The sequence below is a fragment of the Ferranicluibacter rubi genome (assembly GCF_011603255.1).
Taxonomy (GTDB): Bacteria; Pseudomonadota; Alphaproteobacteria; order Rhizobiales; family Rhizobiaceae; genus Ferranicluibacter; species Ferranicluibacter rubi.
The window spans coordinates 287,319-301,678 of sequence record NZ_JAANCM010000001.1; the positions used below are offsets into that span (position 1 = coordinate 287,319).

16 protein-coding genes are annotated in these 14,360 nt (G+C 64.5%); 7 read left to right on the forward strand and 9 right to left on the reverse strand.

Going from position 1 to position 14,360, the window contains the following annotated elements; all coding sequences use genetic code 11:
• Positions 1-56 precede the first annotated feature (56 nt).
• A complete protein-coding gene (locus G8E10_RS01340) occupies positions 57-371 on the forward strand; it encodes a chorismate mutase family protein (RefSeq protein WP_110800169.1) in 315 nt (104 codons plus the stop codon).
• Positions 372-404: 33 nt separating this feature from the next.
• Here the strand turns inward: G8E10_RS01340 and G8E10_RS01345 are convergent, their stop codons facing one another.
• Together G8E10_RS01345 and mscL are read right to left on the reverse strand one after the other, a co-directional pair.
• Positions 405-1,613 (reverse strand): pyridoxal phosphate-dependent aminotransferase, encoded by a 1,209-nt coding sequence (locus tag G8E10_RS01345; RefSeq protein WP_167126161.1) that lies wholly within the window; start codon positions 1,611-1,613, stop codon positions 405-407.
• Positions 1,614-1,720: 107 nt separating this feature from the next.
• A complete protein-coding gene (gene mscL, locus G8E10_RS01350) occupies positions 1,721-2,158 on the reverse strand; it encodes a large conductance mechanosensitive channel protein MscL (RefSeq protein ID WP_110800171.1) in 438 nt (145 codons plus the stop codon).
• Between the two features lie 213 nt (positions 2,159-2,371).
• Here mscL and G8E10_RS01355 point away from each other — a divergent pair, with 213 nt between their 5' ends.
• Positions 2,372-5,869: a hybrid sensor histidine kinase/response regulator gene (locus tag G8E10_RS01355; protein WP_167126164.1), complete on the forward strand. Its 3,498-nt coding sequence runs from the start codon at positions 2,372-2,374 to the stop codon at positions 5,867-5,869.
• 41 nt (positions 5,870-5,910) lie between these two features.
• Here G8E10_RS01355 and G8E10_RS01360 read toward each other — a convergent pair whose 3' ends face one another.
• The gene (locus G8E10_RS01360; RefSeq protein WP_167126167.1) at positions 5,911-6,558 is read right to left on the reverse strand and encodes a response regulator; all 648 of its coding nucleotides are present in this window, start codon (positions 6,556-6,558) and stop codon (positions 5,911-5,913) included.
• Positions 6,559-6,643: 85 nt separating this feature from the next.
• The gene (locus tag G8E10_RS01365; RefSeq protein ID WP_425530807.1) at positions 6,644-7,111 is read right to left on the reverse strand and encodes a hypothetical protein; all 468 of its coding nucleotides are present in this window, start codon (positions 7,109-7,111) and stop codon (positions 6,644-6,646) included.
• Between the two features lie 205 nt (positions 7,112-7,316).
• On the opposite strand from G8E10_RS01365, the gene G8E10_RS01370 reads away from it, so the two are divergent.
• Both G8E10_RS01370 and G8E10_RS01375 read left to right on the forward strand, forming a co-directional pair.
• Positions 7,317-7,667 (forward strand): DUF952 domain-containing protein, encoded by a 351-nt coding sequence (locus G8E10_RS01370; RefSeq protein WP_167127081.1) that lies wholly within the window; start codon positions 7,317-7,319, stop codon positions 7,665-7,667.
• Positions 7,664-8,749 (forward strand): quinone-dependent dihydroorotate dehydrogenase, encoded by a 1,086-nt coding sequence (locus G8E10_RS01375; RefSeq protein ID WP_167126170.1) that lies wholly within the window; start codon positions 7,664-7,666, stop codon positions 8,747-8,749. Before G8E10_RS01370 ends, G8E10_RS01375 begins: the two co-directional genes overlap by 4 nt.
• On the opposite strand, the gene G8E10_RS01380 is transcribed toward G8E10_RS01375, so the two are convergent.
• From G8E10_RS01380 to G8E10_RS01390, 3 genes are read right to left on the reverse strand one after another with little or no spacing between them, the layout of a single operon-like run.
• The gene (locus tag G8E10_RS01380) at positions 8,728-10,098 is read right to left on the reverse strand and encodes an MATE family efflux transporter (protein ID WP_167127083.1); all 1,371 of its coding nucleotides are present in this window, start codon (positions 10,096-10,098) and stop codon (positions 8,728-8,730) included. The genes G8E10_RS01375 and G8E10_RS01380 overlap by 22 nt on opposite strands.
• A gap of 43 nt (positions 10,099-10,141) precedes the next feature.
• Positions 10,142-10,648, reverse strand: a complete 507-nt coding sequence (locus G8E10_RS01385) for a CAP domain-containing protein (protein WP_132663954.1) — start codon at positions 10,646-10,648, stop codon at positions 10,142-10,144.
• Between the two features lies 1 nt (position 10,649).
• Positions 10,650-10,916, reverse strand: a complete 267-nt coding sequence (locus tag G8E10_RS01390) for a DUF6460 domain-containing protein (protein ID WP_132663956.1) — start codon at positions 10,914-10,916, stop codon at positions 10,650-10,652.
• A 207-nt stretch (positions 10,917-11,123) separates the two neighbouring features.
• Between G8E10_RS01390 and G8E10_RS01395 the strand changes: the two genes are divergently transcribed.
• Both G8E10_RS01395 and G8E10_RS01400 read left to right on the forward strand, forming a co-directional pair.
• Positions 11,124-12,083 carry a class I SAM-dependent methyltransferase gene (locus tag G8E10_RS01395; protein WP_167126174.1) on the forward strand — a complete coding sequence of 320 codons (960 nt, stop codon included), beginning with the start codon at positions 11,124-11,126 and terminating at the stop codon, positions 12,081-12,083.
• A gap of 199 nt (positions 12,084-12,282) precedes the next feature.
• Entirely contained in the window at positions 12,283-12,915 is a 633-nt protein-coding gene (locus tag G8E10_RS01400) for a YitT family protein (protein ID WP_132446125.1), read from the forward strand.
• A 32-nt stretch (positions 12,916-12,947) separates the two neighbouring features.
• On the opposite strand, the gene G8E10_RS01405 is transcribed toward G8E10_RS01400, so the two are convergent.
• On the reverse strand, positions 12,948-13,247 hold the full coding sequence (locus G8E10_RS01405) for an Rmf/CrpP family protein (RefSeq protein WP_167126176.1): 300 nt from the start codon (positions 13,245-13,247) through the stop codon (positions 12,948-12,950).
• A 62-nt stretch (positions 13,248-13,309) separates the two neighbouring features.
• Entirely contained in the window at positions 13,310-13,519 is a 210-nt protein-coding gene (locus G8E10_RS01410; protein WP_110727088.1) for a hypothetical protein, read from the reverse strand.
• Between the two features lie 148 nt (positions 13,520-13,667).
• Between G8E10_RS01410 and G8E10_RS01415 the strand changes: the two genes are divergently transcribed.
• Complete coding sequence (locus G8E10_RS01415) at positions 13,668-14,306, forward strand: YitT family protein (RefSeq protein WP_245507100.1); 639 nt, start codon at positions 13,668-13,670, stop codon at positions 14,304-14,306.
• Positions 14,307-14,360: the final 54 nt, after the last annotated feature.

The following is a 14,360-nucleotide window of genomic DNA, read 5'->3' on the forward strand; positions in this document are numbered from 1 at the left end:
GACATGCGTTACGACCGCGCCGGTCGTTTCGGCGGATGGCGAGAAGGATGGTAGCGATGAAAACGGCGGCAGAATGCCAATCGATGGCGGATATCCGGACGGAGATCGATCGGCTTGACGAGACCCTCATGCAGCTTCTGGCAGAACGCTGGAGCTATATCGGCAGGGCGGGCGAGATCAAGACGAAAGCCGGCCTTCCCGCCGACATCCCAAGCCGCGTCGATGAGGTCCGCGCCAATGTCCGCCGCCACGCCGCCGATCTCGGCCTCGATCCTGCATTCTACGATGCGATCTGGGCACAGCTGATCCGCCACAGCATTGTGCGGGAGGAAGAAATTCTCGCGCCGCAGGGGCCCCATTCAGGGACCTGACACAACCTCAAGCCCCTTCGGTGCATTCCGGGATCAGAGCGCGGCGATATAGCTCGCGAGCCTGTCGGCTGCGGTGCGGATGTGGAGCGGATCACGTAGGAAACAGGCGCGCATGAAGCCCGCCCCGCCTGCACCGAACGCCGTGCCGGGTGCGAGGCCAACCAACGTCCGATCGACGATATCGAGCGCTGCCGCACGGACATCCGTGATGCCGTCGATCTTCAGGAAGGCATAGATGGCGCCATCCGGGCGCAGCGTTTCCACGCGGTTCGTCGCGATCAGCGCATCGCACAGAATATCGCGCGACATCGTTGCCTTGACGACGTTCTGGCGAGCGAATTCGTCGCCGTGATCGAGGGCGGCGCAGGCGCCGGCCTGGATGAAAGGTGCAACGCCGGAGGTGGAATACTGGATGAGGTTCTCGAGCGCCTGACCGATCTCTGCCGGAGCGACGATCCACCCTGCCCGCCAGCCGGTCATCGACCAGTTCTTGGAAAACGAGTTGACAAAAATGATCCGGTCTTCGTCGTCCATCACGTCGAGGAAGGACGGCGCGCGGGCATCGGCGTAGAAGTAGAGCGCGTAGATTTCGTCGGCGATGATCCACAGCCCATGGCGGCGGGCGAGATCGAGAAGGGCGACGAGATCGGACTGCGTTGCCGTCCAGCCGGTCGGGTTCGACGGCGTGTTGACGAAGATCGCTTTGGTGCGCGGCGTGATCGCCGCCTCGATGCGACCGAGATCCAGCTGCCACTTGCCGTCCGTGAACGACAGGGGCACGCCGATGGCGCAGGCACCCGAAAGCTCGGCCGAGGCCGCGAAATTCGGCCAGGCCGGTGTGAGATAGAGAAGCTCGTCGCCCGGAGACGCCACGGCCTCGACCGAGAGCTTGATCGACTGCATGCCGGACCCGGTGACGAAGACATTGTCCATGCTGAGCGTCTTGTTGAAGTGCCGGTCATAATAGCGGACGATCGCCTGACGCAGCTCGGGGATGCCGCGCTGCCAGGTATAAAAGGTCTCGCCCGCCGTCAGGGATGCCCGTGCCGCCTGCGAGATGAAGTCCGGCGTCGGCAGATCGCCCTCGCCCACCCAGAGCGGAATGAGCCCTTCGCGACCGCGCGCATAGTTCACGACCTCGACAATGCCGCTCTGCGGTGCGGCGAGCGCCCGGGCGCTGAGGCCGGTTGCGGCGGCGGTTGAACCGCGGGAAGACTGGGGAAGCGACGAGAATGACGACATGGCTGGCTGCGGTCCGGTTGACGACGACCCGGACGTCCTAGACCCTTTCGACCGGACGATCACGCGATAATCGCTGGCCGTCCGATCGATTTTCGTGATGGATCGGCTTAAACGCGCGGTGCGCGCAGCAGGTCGCGGATTTCGGTCAGCAGCTGGACGTCTGCCGGCGGCGGAGCCTGCTCTTCCTTGCCCTCGCGCTTGTCGCGCTCGACGGAGGCGCGCAGCCTGTTCACGCCCTTGATCATCATGAAAATGATCCAGGCGAGGATAAGGAAGTTGATGAAAACGGTGATGAAATTGCCGTAGGCGAAGATGGCGCCCTGCTCGCGCGCCTGCGCCAGCGTCGTCGCCGTCACATTGCCGCTGAGGACGAGGAAATAGTTGGAGAAATCGAAGCCGCCGCCCGTCAGCGCGCCGACGACCGGCATGACGAGGTCGTTGACGACGCTGTCGACGATCTTGCTGAAGGCCGCGCCGATGATGACACCGACGGCCAGATCCATCACGTTGCCGCGGGCGATAAATTGCTTGAACTCGTTCAACATCCCAACTCTCCTTTGACGTGCACCGGACGCTCCGGACCCCGATACACAACCTATCGTCCTCTTCGCGAAAGAAAAGCCGTAACCGCACGCTTTCGTGATCCCTGTCTTTCGATCCGAGCCGGGCTTCGACTTAAGACGAAAGCCAAGGCAATTCTCTTGGGCGTGCCTTTGGCCTATGCTTGAGAAGAGGGACGCAAGCAGAGGGAGGGACCCATGCTATCCGGCACGGTCGTCTTCGCGGCCGCATTCACCTATCTGCTGCTTCTTTTTGCCGTTGCCACCTATGGCGACCGCAAGGCGGCGTCCAGTGGTCTTGCCGCCCGTGGCCGGCCCCTCGTCTATGCCTTCAGCCTGGCGATCTACTGCACCAGCTGGACCTATTTCGGCGGCATCGGCCTTGCGGCAGAGCGGGGGCTGGAATTCACCGGCATCTATATCGGCCCGATCCTCATGTTTACCGTAGGCCTGCCGATCATCCGCCGCATCACCACGCTGGCCAAATCGCAGAAGCTGACATCGGTCGCCGATTTCATGGCGGCGCGCTACGGCAAGAACCCCACGGTCGCCGGCATCGTCGCGCTGATTTCGCTGGTCGGCGCCATTCCCTACATCGCCTTGCAGCTAAAAGCCGTGTCGAGCTCCATGGCCGTGCTGGTCGACACGCGGCCCTACGGGCTCGACAGCGGAACGACGTTCATCGATCTGCCGCTGCTCGTCACGCTGTTTCTCGCCTGCTTTGCCATCGTCTTCGGCACCCGCCATACGGATGCGACGGAGCATCAGGACGGGCTGATCCTCGCCATCGCCATGGAATCCGTCGTCAAGCTCGTGGCGCTGGTCACCGTCGGGCTTTATGTCGTCTTCTTCCTGTTCGATGGCCCGGCCGACATGCTGGCCCGCGCCCGGGAAAACAGCGCCGTCATGGAGGCCCTGACCTACAGCACGCCGATGGCGCGGTGGATCGTGCTCACCCTCCTCTCGGCCATCGCCATCATCATGCTGCCGCGGCAGTTCCATGTGACGGTGGTGGAGAACCGGACGCCGGGCGAGCTGCGGATGGCGGGCATCCTGTTTCCGCTCTATCTCGTCGGCATCAATCTCTTCGTCCTGCCGGTTGCCATCGCGGGCATGCTGACGTTCCAGGGGAACGGCGTTGCCGATCTCTACCTCCTGACGCTGCCGCTGTCGCACGATCTGCCGGTTCTCACGCTCGTCGCCTTCATCGGCGGTTTTTCGGCCGCCACCGCCATGGTCATCGTCGCCTCCGTCGCGCTGTCGATCATGCTGTCGAACGACATCGTCATGCCGATCTTCCTGCGGCGTAACCTGACCGGGCGCGGGCGCTCCAAGGATGTCGGCGCCACGCTGCTCAACGTTCGCCGGACGGCGATCTTCGCCGTGCTGCTGCTCGGCTACGGCTATTATCGCGCGGCCGACATGAGCGCCGGTCTCGCCTCACTCGGCCTTCTGTCTTTTGCGGCGATCGCCCAGATGGCGCCGGCCATGTTCGGCGGGCTTGTCTGGCGGCAGGCGAATGCGCGCGGCGCCATTGCCGGCATGACCATCGGTTTCTTCGTCTGGGCCTACCTGCTCTTCCTGCCGAGCCTTGGCGGTCCCGACAATTCGCAGGTCGCAGCGACCATTCTCGGCTTCCTGTTTCCCTTTGCCGAGATGTTCACCGCGCAGACCGCCGATCCGCTGGTCAACGCCACGGCGCTCAGCCTGCTCTTCAACACGACCGCCTATGTGCTCTTCTCGCTGTCGCGGTCGCCGAAGCCGCTGGAGCGGCTGCAAGCGGGGTTCTTCATCCACCGGGCGTCGCGCACGGAACGCGCCTTTCGCGGTCGCAAGACCAAGATCACCGTGCTCGACCTGAAAAGCACCATCGCGCGCTATCTCGGCGAGGAGCGCATGCAGCGGTCGTTCGAGACCTATGCGAAGAAGAGCGGGCGGCGGCTCGAAGACGGGCAGCCGGCCGACATGGCGCTCATCCATTTCTCCGAACAGATCCTCGGCAGCGCCATCGGCTCGTCCTCGGCCCGCCTCGTGCTGTCGCTCGTCCTGCAAAGGCTTGACGATACCTCGCCGGACACCGCTATCCTGCTCGATCAGGCCAGCGAAGCGCTGCAATACAATCAAGACATGCTGCAAACGGCGCTCTCGCAGATGGATCAGGGCATTGCCGTCTTCGACAGTTCCAACCACCTGATCATCTGGAACCGACGTTTCCGCCAGCTGCTCGATCTGCCGGAGGCTTCGGGCCAGGTTGGCTTTCCGCTGTCGGAGATCGTCGCGATCCTGACGCAGCGGGGAGACCGGGTGCGCGATGGCGAGCCGGCTTTGCTGACGAGCTTTCTGGTCCTCGACAAGCCGTTTCAACTGGTCCTTTCGGGCGGCGAGCGGATCATCGAGGTGCGCAGCAATGCGATGCCGGACAAGGGGCTGGTGACCACCTATACCGACATCACCCAGCGCGTGGCCGCCGACATGGCGCTGCTGCAGGCCAACGAAACGCTGGAAGCGCGCGTCGCCGAGCGCACCGCGGAACTGACGCGGGTGAACCGCGAGGTGGCGGAAGCGCGCGCGGCGGCCGAAGAGGCCAACAACGGCAAGACGCGCTTCTTCGCCGCGGCAGGCCACGACATCCTGCAGCCGCTGAACGCCGCGCGGCTCTATTCCTCCTCACTGGTCGAGCGGCTGGGCGCCTCCGAAAACCGGCTTCTCGTCCAGAACATCGATTCCTCGCTGGAGTCCGTCGAAGCTATTCTCGGTGCCGTGCTCGATATTTCCCGGCTCGACACGGGCGCGATGAAGGCGCGACTGCAGACCGTGCCGCTCGACGACTTCCTCCGGCGGATCGAGACGGATTTTGCACCCGTGGCCAAGGCGAAGGGACTGACGCTCACCGTCATGCCGACTTCGCTCAGCGTTCGCACCGACCCGAACCTCCTGCGCCGGCTGGTGCAGAACCTCGTGTCGAACGCCGTGAAATATACGCCGAGCGGTCGCGTGCTGGTGGGTGTGCGGAGGCGTGGTGCGGAGGCGGTGATCGAGGTCATCGATTCCGGCATCGGCATTCCCGCCTCGAAATTCCGCACGGTGTTCAAGGAGTTCGCGCGACTGGAGGAAGGCGCGCGGACGGCCTCCGGCCTCGGACTGGGCCTCTCGATCGTGGACCGCATCTCGCGCGTCCTGCATCACGGCGTCGATCTGCAGTCGGTTCCCGGCAAGGGCACGCGGTTCCGGGTAACGCTGCCGATCGAGGCGGGCGCGGTGCGGCCAGTGGGGGCCGTTGCGGATATCGCGGCCTCCGGTCCTGCCGCGCCGATGAACGGGCTGGCCGTGCTCTGCATCGACAATGAGCCACGGATCCTCGAAGGCATGCGCAGCCTTCTGGAAAACTGGGGATGCCGTGTAATGACCGCAGCTTCGGCAGATGCGTGGCTGTCGGGCGATATCGGCGACATGCCGGATACGATCATCGCTGACTACCATCTCGATCACGCGACGGGGATCGACGCCATCCGTGACATCCGGGCTGCCTGCGGTCACAAGGTGCCGGCGCTCCTGATCACCGCGGACCGGTCGGTCGAGGTGCGCGCTGCGGCCGAGCGCGACGGGATTGCGCTACAGAACAAGCCGGTGCGGCCCGCCGCGCTACGGGCGTGGCTGACGCGCTCGGCAGCGATGCCGAAGGCGGCGGCCGAATGATTACGCTGCGGCTGCGTGGTTACGCCGCGACGGCGTAGTGACTACGCCGCGACGGCAGTGACCTTGCCGAGCTGGATGACGGCCTGCGTGCGGCTATCGACGTTGAGCTTCAGGAGAATGGCCGAGACATGCGCCTTGATGGTCGCCTCGGACACGCTGAGCTCATAGGCGATCTGTTTGTTGAGCAGCCCTTCCGCCAGCATGGCCAGCACACGGGACTGCTGCGGTGTCAGCGTGTTCAGCCGCTGGATCAGGTCGGCCACATCGGGCTCGTGGCTCATGCCGCGCCGGAAACCGTCCGGCGTGTAGAGATTGCCGGCGATCACCGTATCGATCGCGCCGCGGATATCCTCGATACCCGCCGATTTCGACAGAAAGCCGCAAGCGCCGAGATCGATCGCCCGGGTGATGGTGGCGGGCTCGTCATGGGCGGAGACGATGAGGATCGGCAGCGAGGGAAATTCGGTGCGCAGGACCATTAGGCCGGAAAAGCCGCTGACGCCGGGCATGGTGAGGTCGAGCATCAGGAGATCGGCATCCGGGTGGCACTCGGCCGCCTCGCGCACGGCACCGAAGTCGCCGGCCTCGACGATATCGGGTGCGCCCGGCATGGCGGCAAGCGCCTGACGCATCGCCCCGCGAAAAAGCGGGTGGTCGTCTGCAACGATGATGGTCATTCCCACTGCCATGATGCCCCCTCCTCGAGCGACCGGCCGTCAGGTCCTCCAACCCGCCAGCCGGCTTCATGTCCTATCGTTCCGGAGATTGTCCGGATCACGTCTTGCGGAGATCACCCTCGGGCTCGGTCGCCGGCGGGGTTTTCTCCTCCCCCTGCCACTCGCGCCCGAAGTCTCTGGCGATCCCCATGAAGCTGCGCATCATTCTATCCATAATGCCCATGGTCTGGTCAATCTCTTCCTGCGTCGGCAGTCGCGGGGAAAAGCCGGCCGGCGCGTCTGTCACGACTTTTTCCAGCGCTTCCACGCGCTTTTCGAGAAGATCGAGTTCCAGATCATAGGCCGTCCGCTCATCGGCGGCCATGCGGCAGACGAGATCGCCGGCCTTTTCCTGACAGAGCGTGACCTCGCCCGTCTGCGTGTCCAGGCGGGCGATGCCGGTGTCGGTCTTCTGCATGCTGTAGCGGCCGGGCGCCGGCTCCTGCGCAAGGGCCGGTGCGATGCCCGCCAGCATCGCGAGGACGGCAAGGGACAAGCTCTGCGGTGGAAGGCGACGGTTCAGCATGGCGGCAAATCTCCCTTGAGCCGTTGTTGGTCGAGCGCATCTGTGACACGCATGTTACACGAGTGGTGGACTTTTACGGCGCTTTGCGGCAAGTCCACGGCATCAGGGCCTGTCCGGTCTGTCCGGGCCGGCACCGTCGATCCAGCGTCGCGGACCATCGAGCCGCCGTGCGCCATGGCACGAACCAGAGAGACGAGGAGCGAGCATCATGTCCGGCATCATCTACAAAATCGTGCCATCGTCCCTGTGGCGAAACGCGCAGGCAGCCGGAACGTTCGAGGGCGCGCCGGTCGATCTTGCCGATGGCTTCATTCATTTCTCCACGGCCGAACAGGTGCAGGAAACCGCGCGGCGGCACTTTGCCGGGCAGGACGATCTGCTGCTGGTCGGCATCGACGGCGAGGCGCTGGGCGAGGCGCTCGTCTATGAGACATCGCGCGGCGGGGCGCTGTTTCCCCATCTTTACGGCCCGCTTCCCCTGACGGCCGTGATCTCCGAGCAGCCCTTGCCGCTGTCGTCGGATGGCACCCACGTTTTTCCGGAGTTTCGCGCATGAGGCTCAATCTGGAAGCGCTGGCGCGACGCGCGCTGTTTCTCGCCGATCCGGAGACGGCCCATGGGCTCTCCATCAAGGCCCTGCGGTCCGGCCTGGTGCCGTCTCATGCGGCTCCGGCCGATCCGCGGCTGCGTCAGTCGGTGGCCGGCATCAGTTTTCCCAACCCGGTCGGCATGGCCGCCGGCTACGACAAGAATGCCGAGGTGCCGGAAGCGCTGCTGCGCCTCGGTTTCGGCTTCACGGAAATCGGCACCGTGACGCCGCGCCCGCAGGCAGGCAACGACCGGCCGCGCATCTTCCGACTGGTTCGCGACGAGGCCGTCATCAACCGGCTGGGCTTCAACAATGAGGGCCATGCCGCAGCGCTGGAGCGCCTGAAGGCTTGCCGGGCCGATCCGCTGATCGGCGTCAATATCGGTGCCAACAAGGACAGCACCGATCGGGTGAACGACTATGTGCTCGGCATTCGCTGCTTTGCGCCCGTTGCCCGCTACTTCACCGCCAACATCTCCTCTCCCAACACGCCCGGCCTGCGCGACCTGCAGGCGCGGGGAAGCCTGTCGGCGCTGCTGACCGCCGTACTGGAGGCGCGGGACATCGAGGTGCGCAAGTTGAAACGCAAGTTGCCGGTGTTCCTGAAGATCGCACCGGACCTCAGCGACGAGGGCATGGACGATATCGCCGCGGAAGCGCTCGCCCATCCGCTCGACGGGTTGATCATCTCCAACACGACGCTCTCGCGCGCCGGGCTGAGCGAGGGGCCCCAAGCGGCGGAGGCCGGCGGCCTCTCCGGCAAGCCGCTCTTCGATCCCTCGACCGTCGTGCTCGCGAAAATGCGCCAGCGCGTCGGGCCCAACCTGCCGATCATCGGCGTCGGCGGCATTCATTCGGCCGAGACAGCTGCCGAGAAGATCCGGGCCGGGGCCGATCTGGTCCAGCTCTATTCCGGCATGATCTATGAAGGACCTGCCCTGCCCGGCCGGATCGTACGCGGCCTGTCGCGCATCTGCGACCGCGAGGGCCTGGCCTCGATCCGCGACATCCGGGATTCGCGAACCGATTACTGGGCCGCGAAGGTCTGAGCCGACCGCCGGGGCACGCGCGACAGAAGCAGCAAGCCCCGGCAGAGCAGGAATAGGTTCAGCGCCGCCCAGAGGCCGTGATTGCCGAAAACCGGCACGAGGGCGCAGAGCGCCGCGATGTAGATCGCGAATGCCGCCAGCATCATGTTTCTCATGTCGCGCGACCAGGTCGCACCGATGAAGACGCCATCCATGAGGAAGGCAAGCGCACCGGTCATCGCGGTCAGCGCCGCCCAGGGCGTGTAGTCATAAGCGATGGCGCGCACATCCGGCGCCGTGGTCAGAAGATCGACGAGGTCGTTTCCGAACAGGAAGAAGCCGAGCGTGGTCAGCGCGGCGAGCCCGAAGCACCAGAGGGCCGTCATCTTCAGCGCACGCTCGAAGGCAGGGCGGTACCCTGCGCCAATGGCGCGGCCGATCAGCTGCTCGGCCGCATTGGCAAGGCCGTCGAGGTAATAGCCGGCCACGAGGAAGATCGTCATCAGCACGGCATTGGCCGCAAGCGTGACCGGGCCGAAAGCCGTGCCGACCCGCGTCATCACCAGAAAGACCGCGAGAAGCACGAAGGACCGGATCATGATGTCGCGGTTGAGCGCGAAGAGGCGCGTCAGACCGGCGCGCTCGGCGATCCCGCGCCATGCTGGCCGTGCCGTTGGGTCGAAGCGGGAGACGACGAGCGCGAAGCCGACGAGGGCACCCACCACCTCGCCGGTCAGCGTGGCGATGGCGACGCCCGCCACGCCCCAGCCGATATAGAGCCCGAGTGTGATCGACAGGACGATGTTGACGCCGTTGATCAGCGTCTGCAGCAGGAGGCCGAGCGTCGCCTGGCCCCGACCGAGCACGTAGCCGAGGATGGCGTAATTGGCGAGGGACGCGGGCGCGGCGAGGATGCGCCAGAGGAAATAGGTGCGCGTGACCTCGGCCACGGCATCGCCTGGATCGAGCAGCTTCAGCCCCGCCCAGAGGAGGAGCGGCGACACAGCGATGGTCGCGACGCCGGCCGTCAGCGCGATGATCATCGAGCGCCAGAACACCGTCTGCTCCTCGCGCTGGTCGCCGCGGCCATAGGCCTGCGCCACGAGCCCGGTCGTTGCCGAGCGGAGAAAATTGAACGTGACGAAGATGAGGTCGAAGACCACGGCCCCGACGGCAAGGCCCGCGAGTAGCGTGGCGTCGCCAAGCCGCCCGACCACCGCGGTATCGACAAGGCCGAGAAGCGGCGTCGTGAGGAAGCCGAGCGTCATGGGGACAGCGATGGAGAGAATAAGCCGGTTGGTGACGTGGAAGGCACCCGCCCCTTGCCGGTCGAGGCCGCTCACGTCACGATCGATGCTACCTGCCTGCATATGCTCGTCTCCCGACGTCATGCAGCGGCGTTTCCTCGGCCTCTCAGGTGCCCGAGGAGAGCACCATCGCCCAATAGGGCCGGTTGCCGGAGGCGGGGTTGCGCATGACGGCAACGCCGAGACCTGAATAGCCGGGTCCGAGCATGTTTTCGAGATGTTTCGGCGAGTTCAGCCAGGCAAGATAGGCCTTTTGCGCATCGGCCTGACCGACCGCGATGTTCTCGGCCGCCGGCAAGGCCACCGACTGGCTTTTCATACGACCGCCGAAGCTGTCAGTAATGCCGATCAAATGCGCCATCTTGCCCGCCTTCGCCATACGGCCGGCCTGGGAAAGGGCGGCGCTGGCCGCGGCCGGATCACGCGACAGGGGGCTCAGGCCACGCTCCTTGCGCAGACCGTTGATCAGGCCGAGCGTCGCTTCGGTCTGGTCGCTGCCGTCTCCGGGCGGCGCCAGCACCGAGGTGGTGCTGCAGCCGGCAAGACCGGCCAGCGTGAGGATGGCCGCCGTCTTCAGGAGCGTGCGGCGGTTCTGCGCGGAGGAAACGGGCATGTTATCGGCGGAAACTCAGGAGCCTGAGGACGATGAAGATCGGAACGACAACAGCGGCGCCGATCAGAAGGTACTCGCCGACATCGCCGAGCGCATCGAAACCGGTGTACCAGAGCTCGACGAAGAAATCGCGGATGCTGCGGAAGATGCCATAGGGCGTCCAGCCGAAAACGGTCATGAGGAAGCCGACGATCAGCGACAGGACCAGAAGCTTTACGATCACCCGGCCGGGCGTATCGCCAAGAAACCTGTTCACACCATCCGCCATGTCTATCCGTCTCCCTGGGCTGTCTCACGCGTATCTGCGCCGGGCTCAAACGTCCCTGCCCAGCATGTAGCGGTCACGGACTTCTGTCGCAAGGATTGTGGGCGGAATCGCGGCGCATCCGAGCAACCCTGCGAATTCGCTTTTCACGCATCCAGCGACCGCCTATGTCATCGCTCGCCATCCGGCATCCGGCGCAGGAGCTCCGTCATGAACCCGCATCAACTGTCCTCCGGCGACCTCATCGCCGACCGGCGCGCCGAATATGCCCAGATGCTGGCGGCGAGCGGCGATCATGCGGAAGCGGCGGACCTGATGCGGCAGGCGCTGGAGTTGGTGCCCGACTGGGCGGCCGGCTGGTTTCGCCTTGCCGACCACGAGGAGAAGGCTGGAGAACGCGAAGCGGCCGTGGCCTCGCTTGCCCGAGTGCTCGAGCTCAATCCCGAGGACATTTTCGGCGCCCGCCTGAAGCGCGCCGTCCTCGGTGCCGGTGAGGTGCCCGGACAGGCGCCCACCGCCTATGTCGCGCGGCTGTTCGACGACTATGCGGACCGGTTCGATGCGGCTTTGGTGGAGCGGTTGGCATACACGGTGCCCGGGCGGCTGGCGGGGATGGTGGAGCGCTTTACGGGCGGCGCGACACTTGAGCACGCCATCGACCTCGGCTGCGGCACAGGCCTCTTCGGCGCGGAAATCCGGCATCGGGTGGGCACGCTGGAGGGCTATGATCTCTCGTCCAACATGCTGGCGAAAGCGGCCGAGAAGCATCTTTACGATCACCTCGGGGAAGCCGATCTTTCCAAGGCGCTTGTCGCCTCCGGTCTGATCGCTCCGGATCGCCCCGAATATCGCGCAGATCTTGCGGCAGCGGCCGACGTCCTGATGTATCTCGGTGATCTCGTGGCAGTCTTTGCCATCGTCCCGCATCTGTTGCAGGCGAAAGGGCTCTTCGCGTTCTCCGTCGAGGACGCGGAGGACGGCGCGGGAAACAGCTCCGCCGAGGGTTTCATTCTGCGCCCGTCGCTGCGCTATGCGCATACGGAGACCTATGTCCGCAGTCTCTGCGAAACGGCCGGGCTCGAGGTGCTTGAGGTGACGCGTGCGACCATTCGCAAAGATGGCGCGCATGACGTCGCCGGCATTCTGTTTCTTTCGCGCAAGAGCCTCTGAACGACGCTTTATTGCGAAGATGAAATAGGTCAGCATTCCTTACGTATTCGCCTTGCAAAGCACCTGGAAACGCCGATGATATCGGTGTTTCCAGGGCATGCGGCCGCGTGCGCTGACGTCTTGAACAACCGCATCTTCTGACCCTCTCGGGCACCACGCCCGTCGATACCAACCTCAACGCTTTTTCGGAGCGAATGCCATGTCCCTGATTTCGGCCCTCGGCTTCTGGAACACCAATGCGGCGCGCCATACGCCGATCGAGGATGTGCAGGGTGTCTTCACCGGCAGTGTCGTCTCGGCGCTCGGGCTCTATATTCTGGCCAGTGCAGGGCTTCTCACGGGCAGCACTGCAGGCGTCGCCTTCCTCTTGCATTATGCCTTGGACGTGAACTTCGGCCTTGCCTTCTTCCTGCTCAACCTGCCGTTCTTCTATCTCTCGCTCAAGCAGCTGGGATGGGCCTTCACCATCAAGACCTTTATCGCCATCGGCCTGACATCCGTCATCGCCGACATGCAGTCGCGCTTCTTTGTGATTTCGAGCATCCATCCAGCCTGGGCGGCCCTTCTGGGCGGCCTGCTGCTCGGCTATGGCCTGCTGGCGCTCTATCGCCACCGCGCCAGCCTCGGCGGCGTCGGTATTCTCGGGATCTATCTGCAGGAACGTTTCGGCATCCGCGCCGGTCTCGTGCAGCTTGTCATCGATCTCTGCGTGCTCACCGCAGCCTTCTTCGTCACGCTTCCCTCGGTCGTCTTCTACTCGGTCCTCGGCGCCGTGGCGCTCAACCTCTTCGTGACGATCAACCATCGGTCCGATCGCTACATCGCCCTCTAGTCAGCCGACACCGAACCGTCATCCTGCGGGCGTCACTTCATCGTGTTGAAGCCTTCGATCCAGGCCTCGCGCTTTGCGCGGCTCGACGCTGCATAAGGGCAGGACCGGAGCGCCATACCTTCGAAGGCGGCATTCCGTCCCTCGCATCGCAGACGCGCCGCCTCTTCCGGCGTCAGCGCCGGCTCAGCCTCGCGGAGGTCGTCGGACGATGGCGGCATCTCCCGTTTCAACCTCGCTTCGATGCTGCGCAACGTGGCAAGGACCGGTGCTGTCGCATCGATGGTCCGTGCGGTGGTGTTCTCTCCTCTTTGTCCCGGCACGATGAAGGTCATTTGCGGTCTCCTACTCCTGTTGATCCTCTTCTATCATCGAAATATGAAATACATTTTTCGCTTCATGGGCCCGGCCGGACGCCTGTCTGGGGTGCCGCCTCGTCCATTGCCTTGCGGACAGTCTCGTGGATGTCGTGATCCTTGTCATCCTCGTGGTGCGCCGCATTGCCACCGTCCTTGCGTTCCAGCTCGCGGTCGATCGTTGCGCGGTCGCCTTCGGCGGGTTCCTGAAGGATCTTGTTGTCGGTCGGTGCCGTATCTTTCTCGTCCATGATGTCGTCCTTTCGTTTTTGCGAAGACTGACTTCTATCAACGAGAGGAAACGAGCAGCCACATCGATGGTTCCTTGAATGGCTCCACACCTTTCCGTTTCCGCTGCAAAGCCGTATGCCTCTCCTTGATCAAACAAAGAGGCAGGACATGACGGCAGTCAGAGGAGCGTTCACGGCGCTGATCCATTCTCGGGCGGAGCGGCATTCGCTGCTGGAGGATGCGCAGGGCATCGTGGCCGGCAGCATGCTGGCCGTGCTCGGCGTTGCGCTGCTGCAGGGCGCCGGTCTGTTCACCGGCGGCACGGCCGGCGCGGCGTTTCTGCTGCACTATGCGACCGGACTATCCTTCGGCGCCTGCTTCTTCGCGATCAACCTGCCGTTTGCCTATCTCGCCTATCGCCGGCTGGGCATGGGTTTCACGTTGAAGACCTTTGCGGCGATCGCGCTGACGGCGCTCCTGTCCGAGATCGTGCCGGCGCAGCTCGGTCTTGCCAGCGTCGATCCGCTCGTGGGTGGCCTGTTCGGCGGGCTGGCGATCGGGGCGGGCATGCTGGCGCTGTTCCGGCACCGGGCCAGCCTTGGCGGCATCGGCATCCTCGCGGTCTACATTCAGGATCGCTTTGGTTTCCGGGCAGGACTCGTGCAGCTCGGCTTCGATGCCGTGATCCTCGCCTTCGCCGTTTTTCTGGCCAGCCCCTTCATCATCCTCTGCTCCGTCCTCGGCGCGCTGGTGCTCAACCTCACCATCGCCGTGAACCATCGCAAGGACCGCTACATCGCGTTCTGACGGCGCAAGCCGCGCGTCGATTTGGCAAGGCTTGCGTGCCCTGGCGTCTGGAAA

Excerpts from the sequence above, each read along its gene's own strand:
- G8E10_RS01360 (WP_167126167.1), bottom strand. The coding sequence starts at position 6,558 with ATGGCAGTGGGAATGACCATCATCGTTGCAGACGACCACCCGCTTTTT.
- mscL (WP_110800171.1), bottom strand. The coding sequence starts at position 2,158 with ATGTTGAACGAGTTCAAGCAATTTATCGCCCGCGGCAACGTGATGGAT.
- G8E10_RS01390 (WP_132663956.1), bottom strand. The coding sequence starts at position 10,916 with ATGGCGGATGGTGTGAACAGGTTTCTTGGCGATACGCCCGGCCGGGTG.
- G8E10_RS01385 (WP_132663954.1), bottom strand. The coding sequence starts at position 10,648 with ATGCCCGTTTCCTCCGCGCAGAACCGCCGCACGCTCCTGAAGACGGCG.
- G8E10_RS01345 (WP_167126161.1), bottom strand. The coding sequence starts at position 1,613 with ATGTCGTCATTCTCGTCGCTTCCCCAGTCTTCCCGCGGTTCAACCGCC.
- G8E10_RS01380 (WP_167127083.1), bottom strand. The coding sequence starts at position 10,098 with ATGCAGGCAGGTAGCATCGATCGTGACGTGAGCGGCCTCGACCGGCAA.
- G8E10_RS01410 (WP_110727088.1), bottom strand. The coding sequence starts at position 13,519 with ATGGACGAGAAAGATACGGCACCGACCGACAACAAGATCCTTCAGGAA.
- G8E10_RS01415 (WP_245507100.1), top strand. The coding sequence starts at position 13,668 with ATGACGGCAGTCAGAGGAGCGTTCACGGCGCTGATCCATTCTCGGGCG.
- G8E10_RS01375 (WP_167126170.1), top strand. The coding sequence starts at position 7,664 with ATGAGGCTCAATCTGGAAGCGCTGGCGCGACGCGCGCTGTTTCTCGCC.
- G8E10_RS01395 (WP_167126174.1), top strand. The coding sequence starts at position 11,124 with ATGAACCCGCATCAACTGTCCTCCGGCGACCTCATCGCCGACCGGCGC.
- G8E10_RS01405 (WP_167126176.1), bottom strand. The coding sequence starts at position 13,247 with ATGACCTTCATCGTGCCGGGACAAAGAGGAGAGAACACCACCGCACGG.
- G8E10_RS01400 (WP_132446125.1), top strand. The coding sequence starts at position 12,283 with ATGTCCCTGATTTCGGCCCTCGGCTTCTGGAACACCAATGCGGCGCGC.
- G8E10_RS01365 (WP_425530807.1), bottom strand. The coding sequence starts at position 7,111 with ATGCTGAACCGTCGCCTTCCACCGCAGAGCTTGTCCCTTGCCGTCCTC.
- G8E10_RS01340 (WP_110800169.1), top strand. The coding sequence starts at position 57 with ATGAAAACGGCGGCAGAATGCCAATCGATGGCGGATATCCGGACGGAG.
- G8E10_RS01355 (WP_167126164.1), top strand. The coding sequence starts at position 2,372 with ATGCTATCCGGCACGGTCGTCTTCGCGGCCGCATTCACCTATCTGCTG.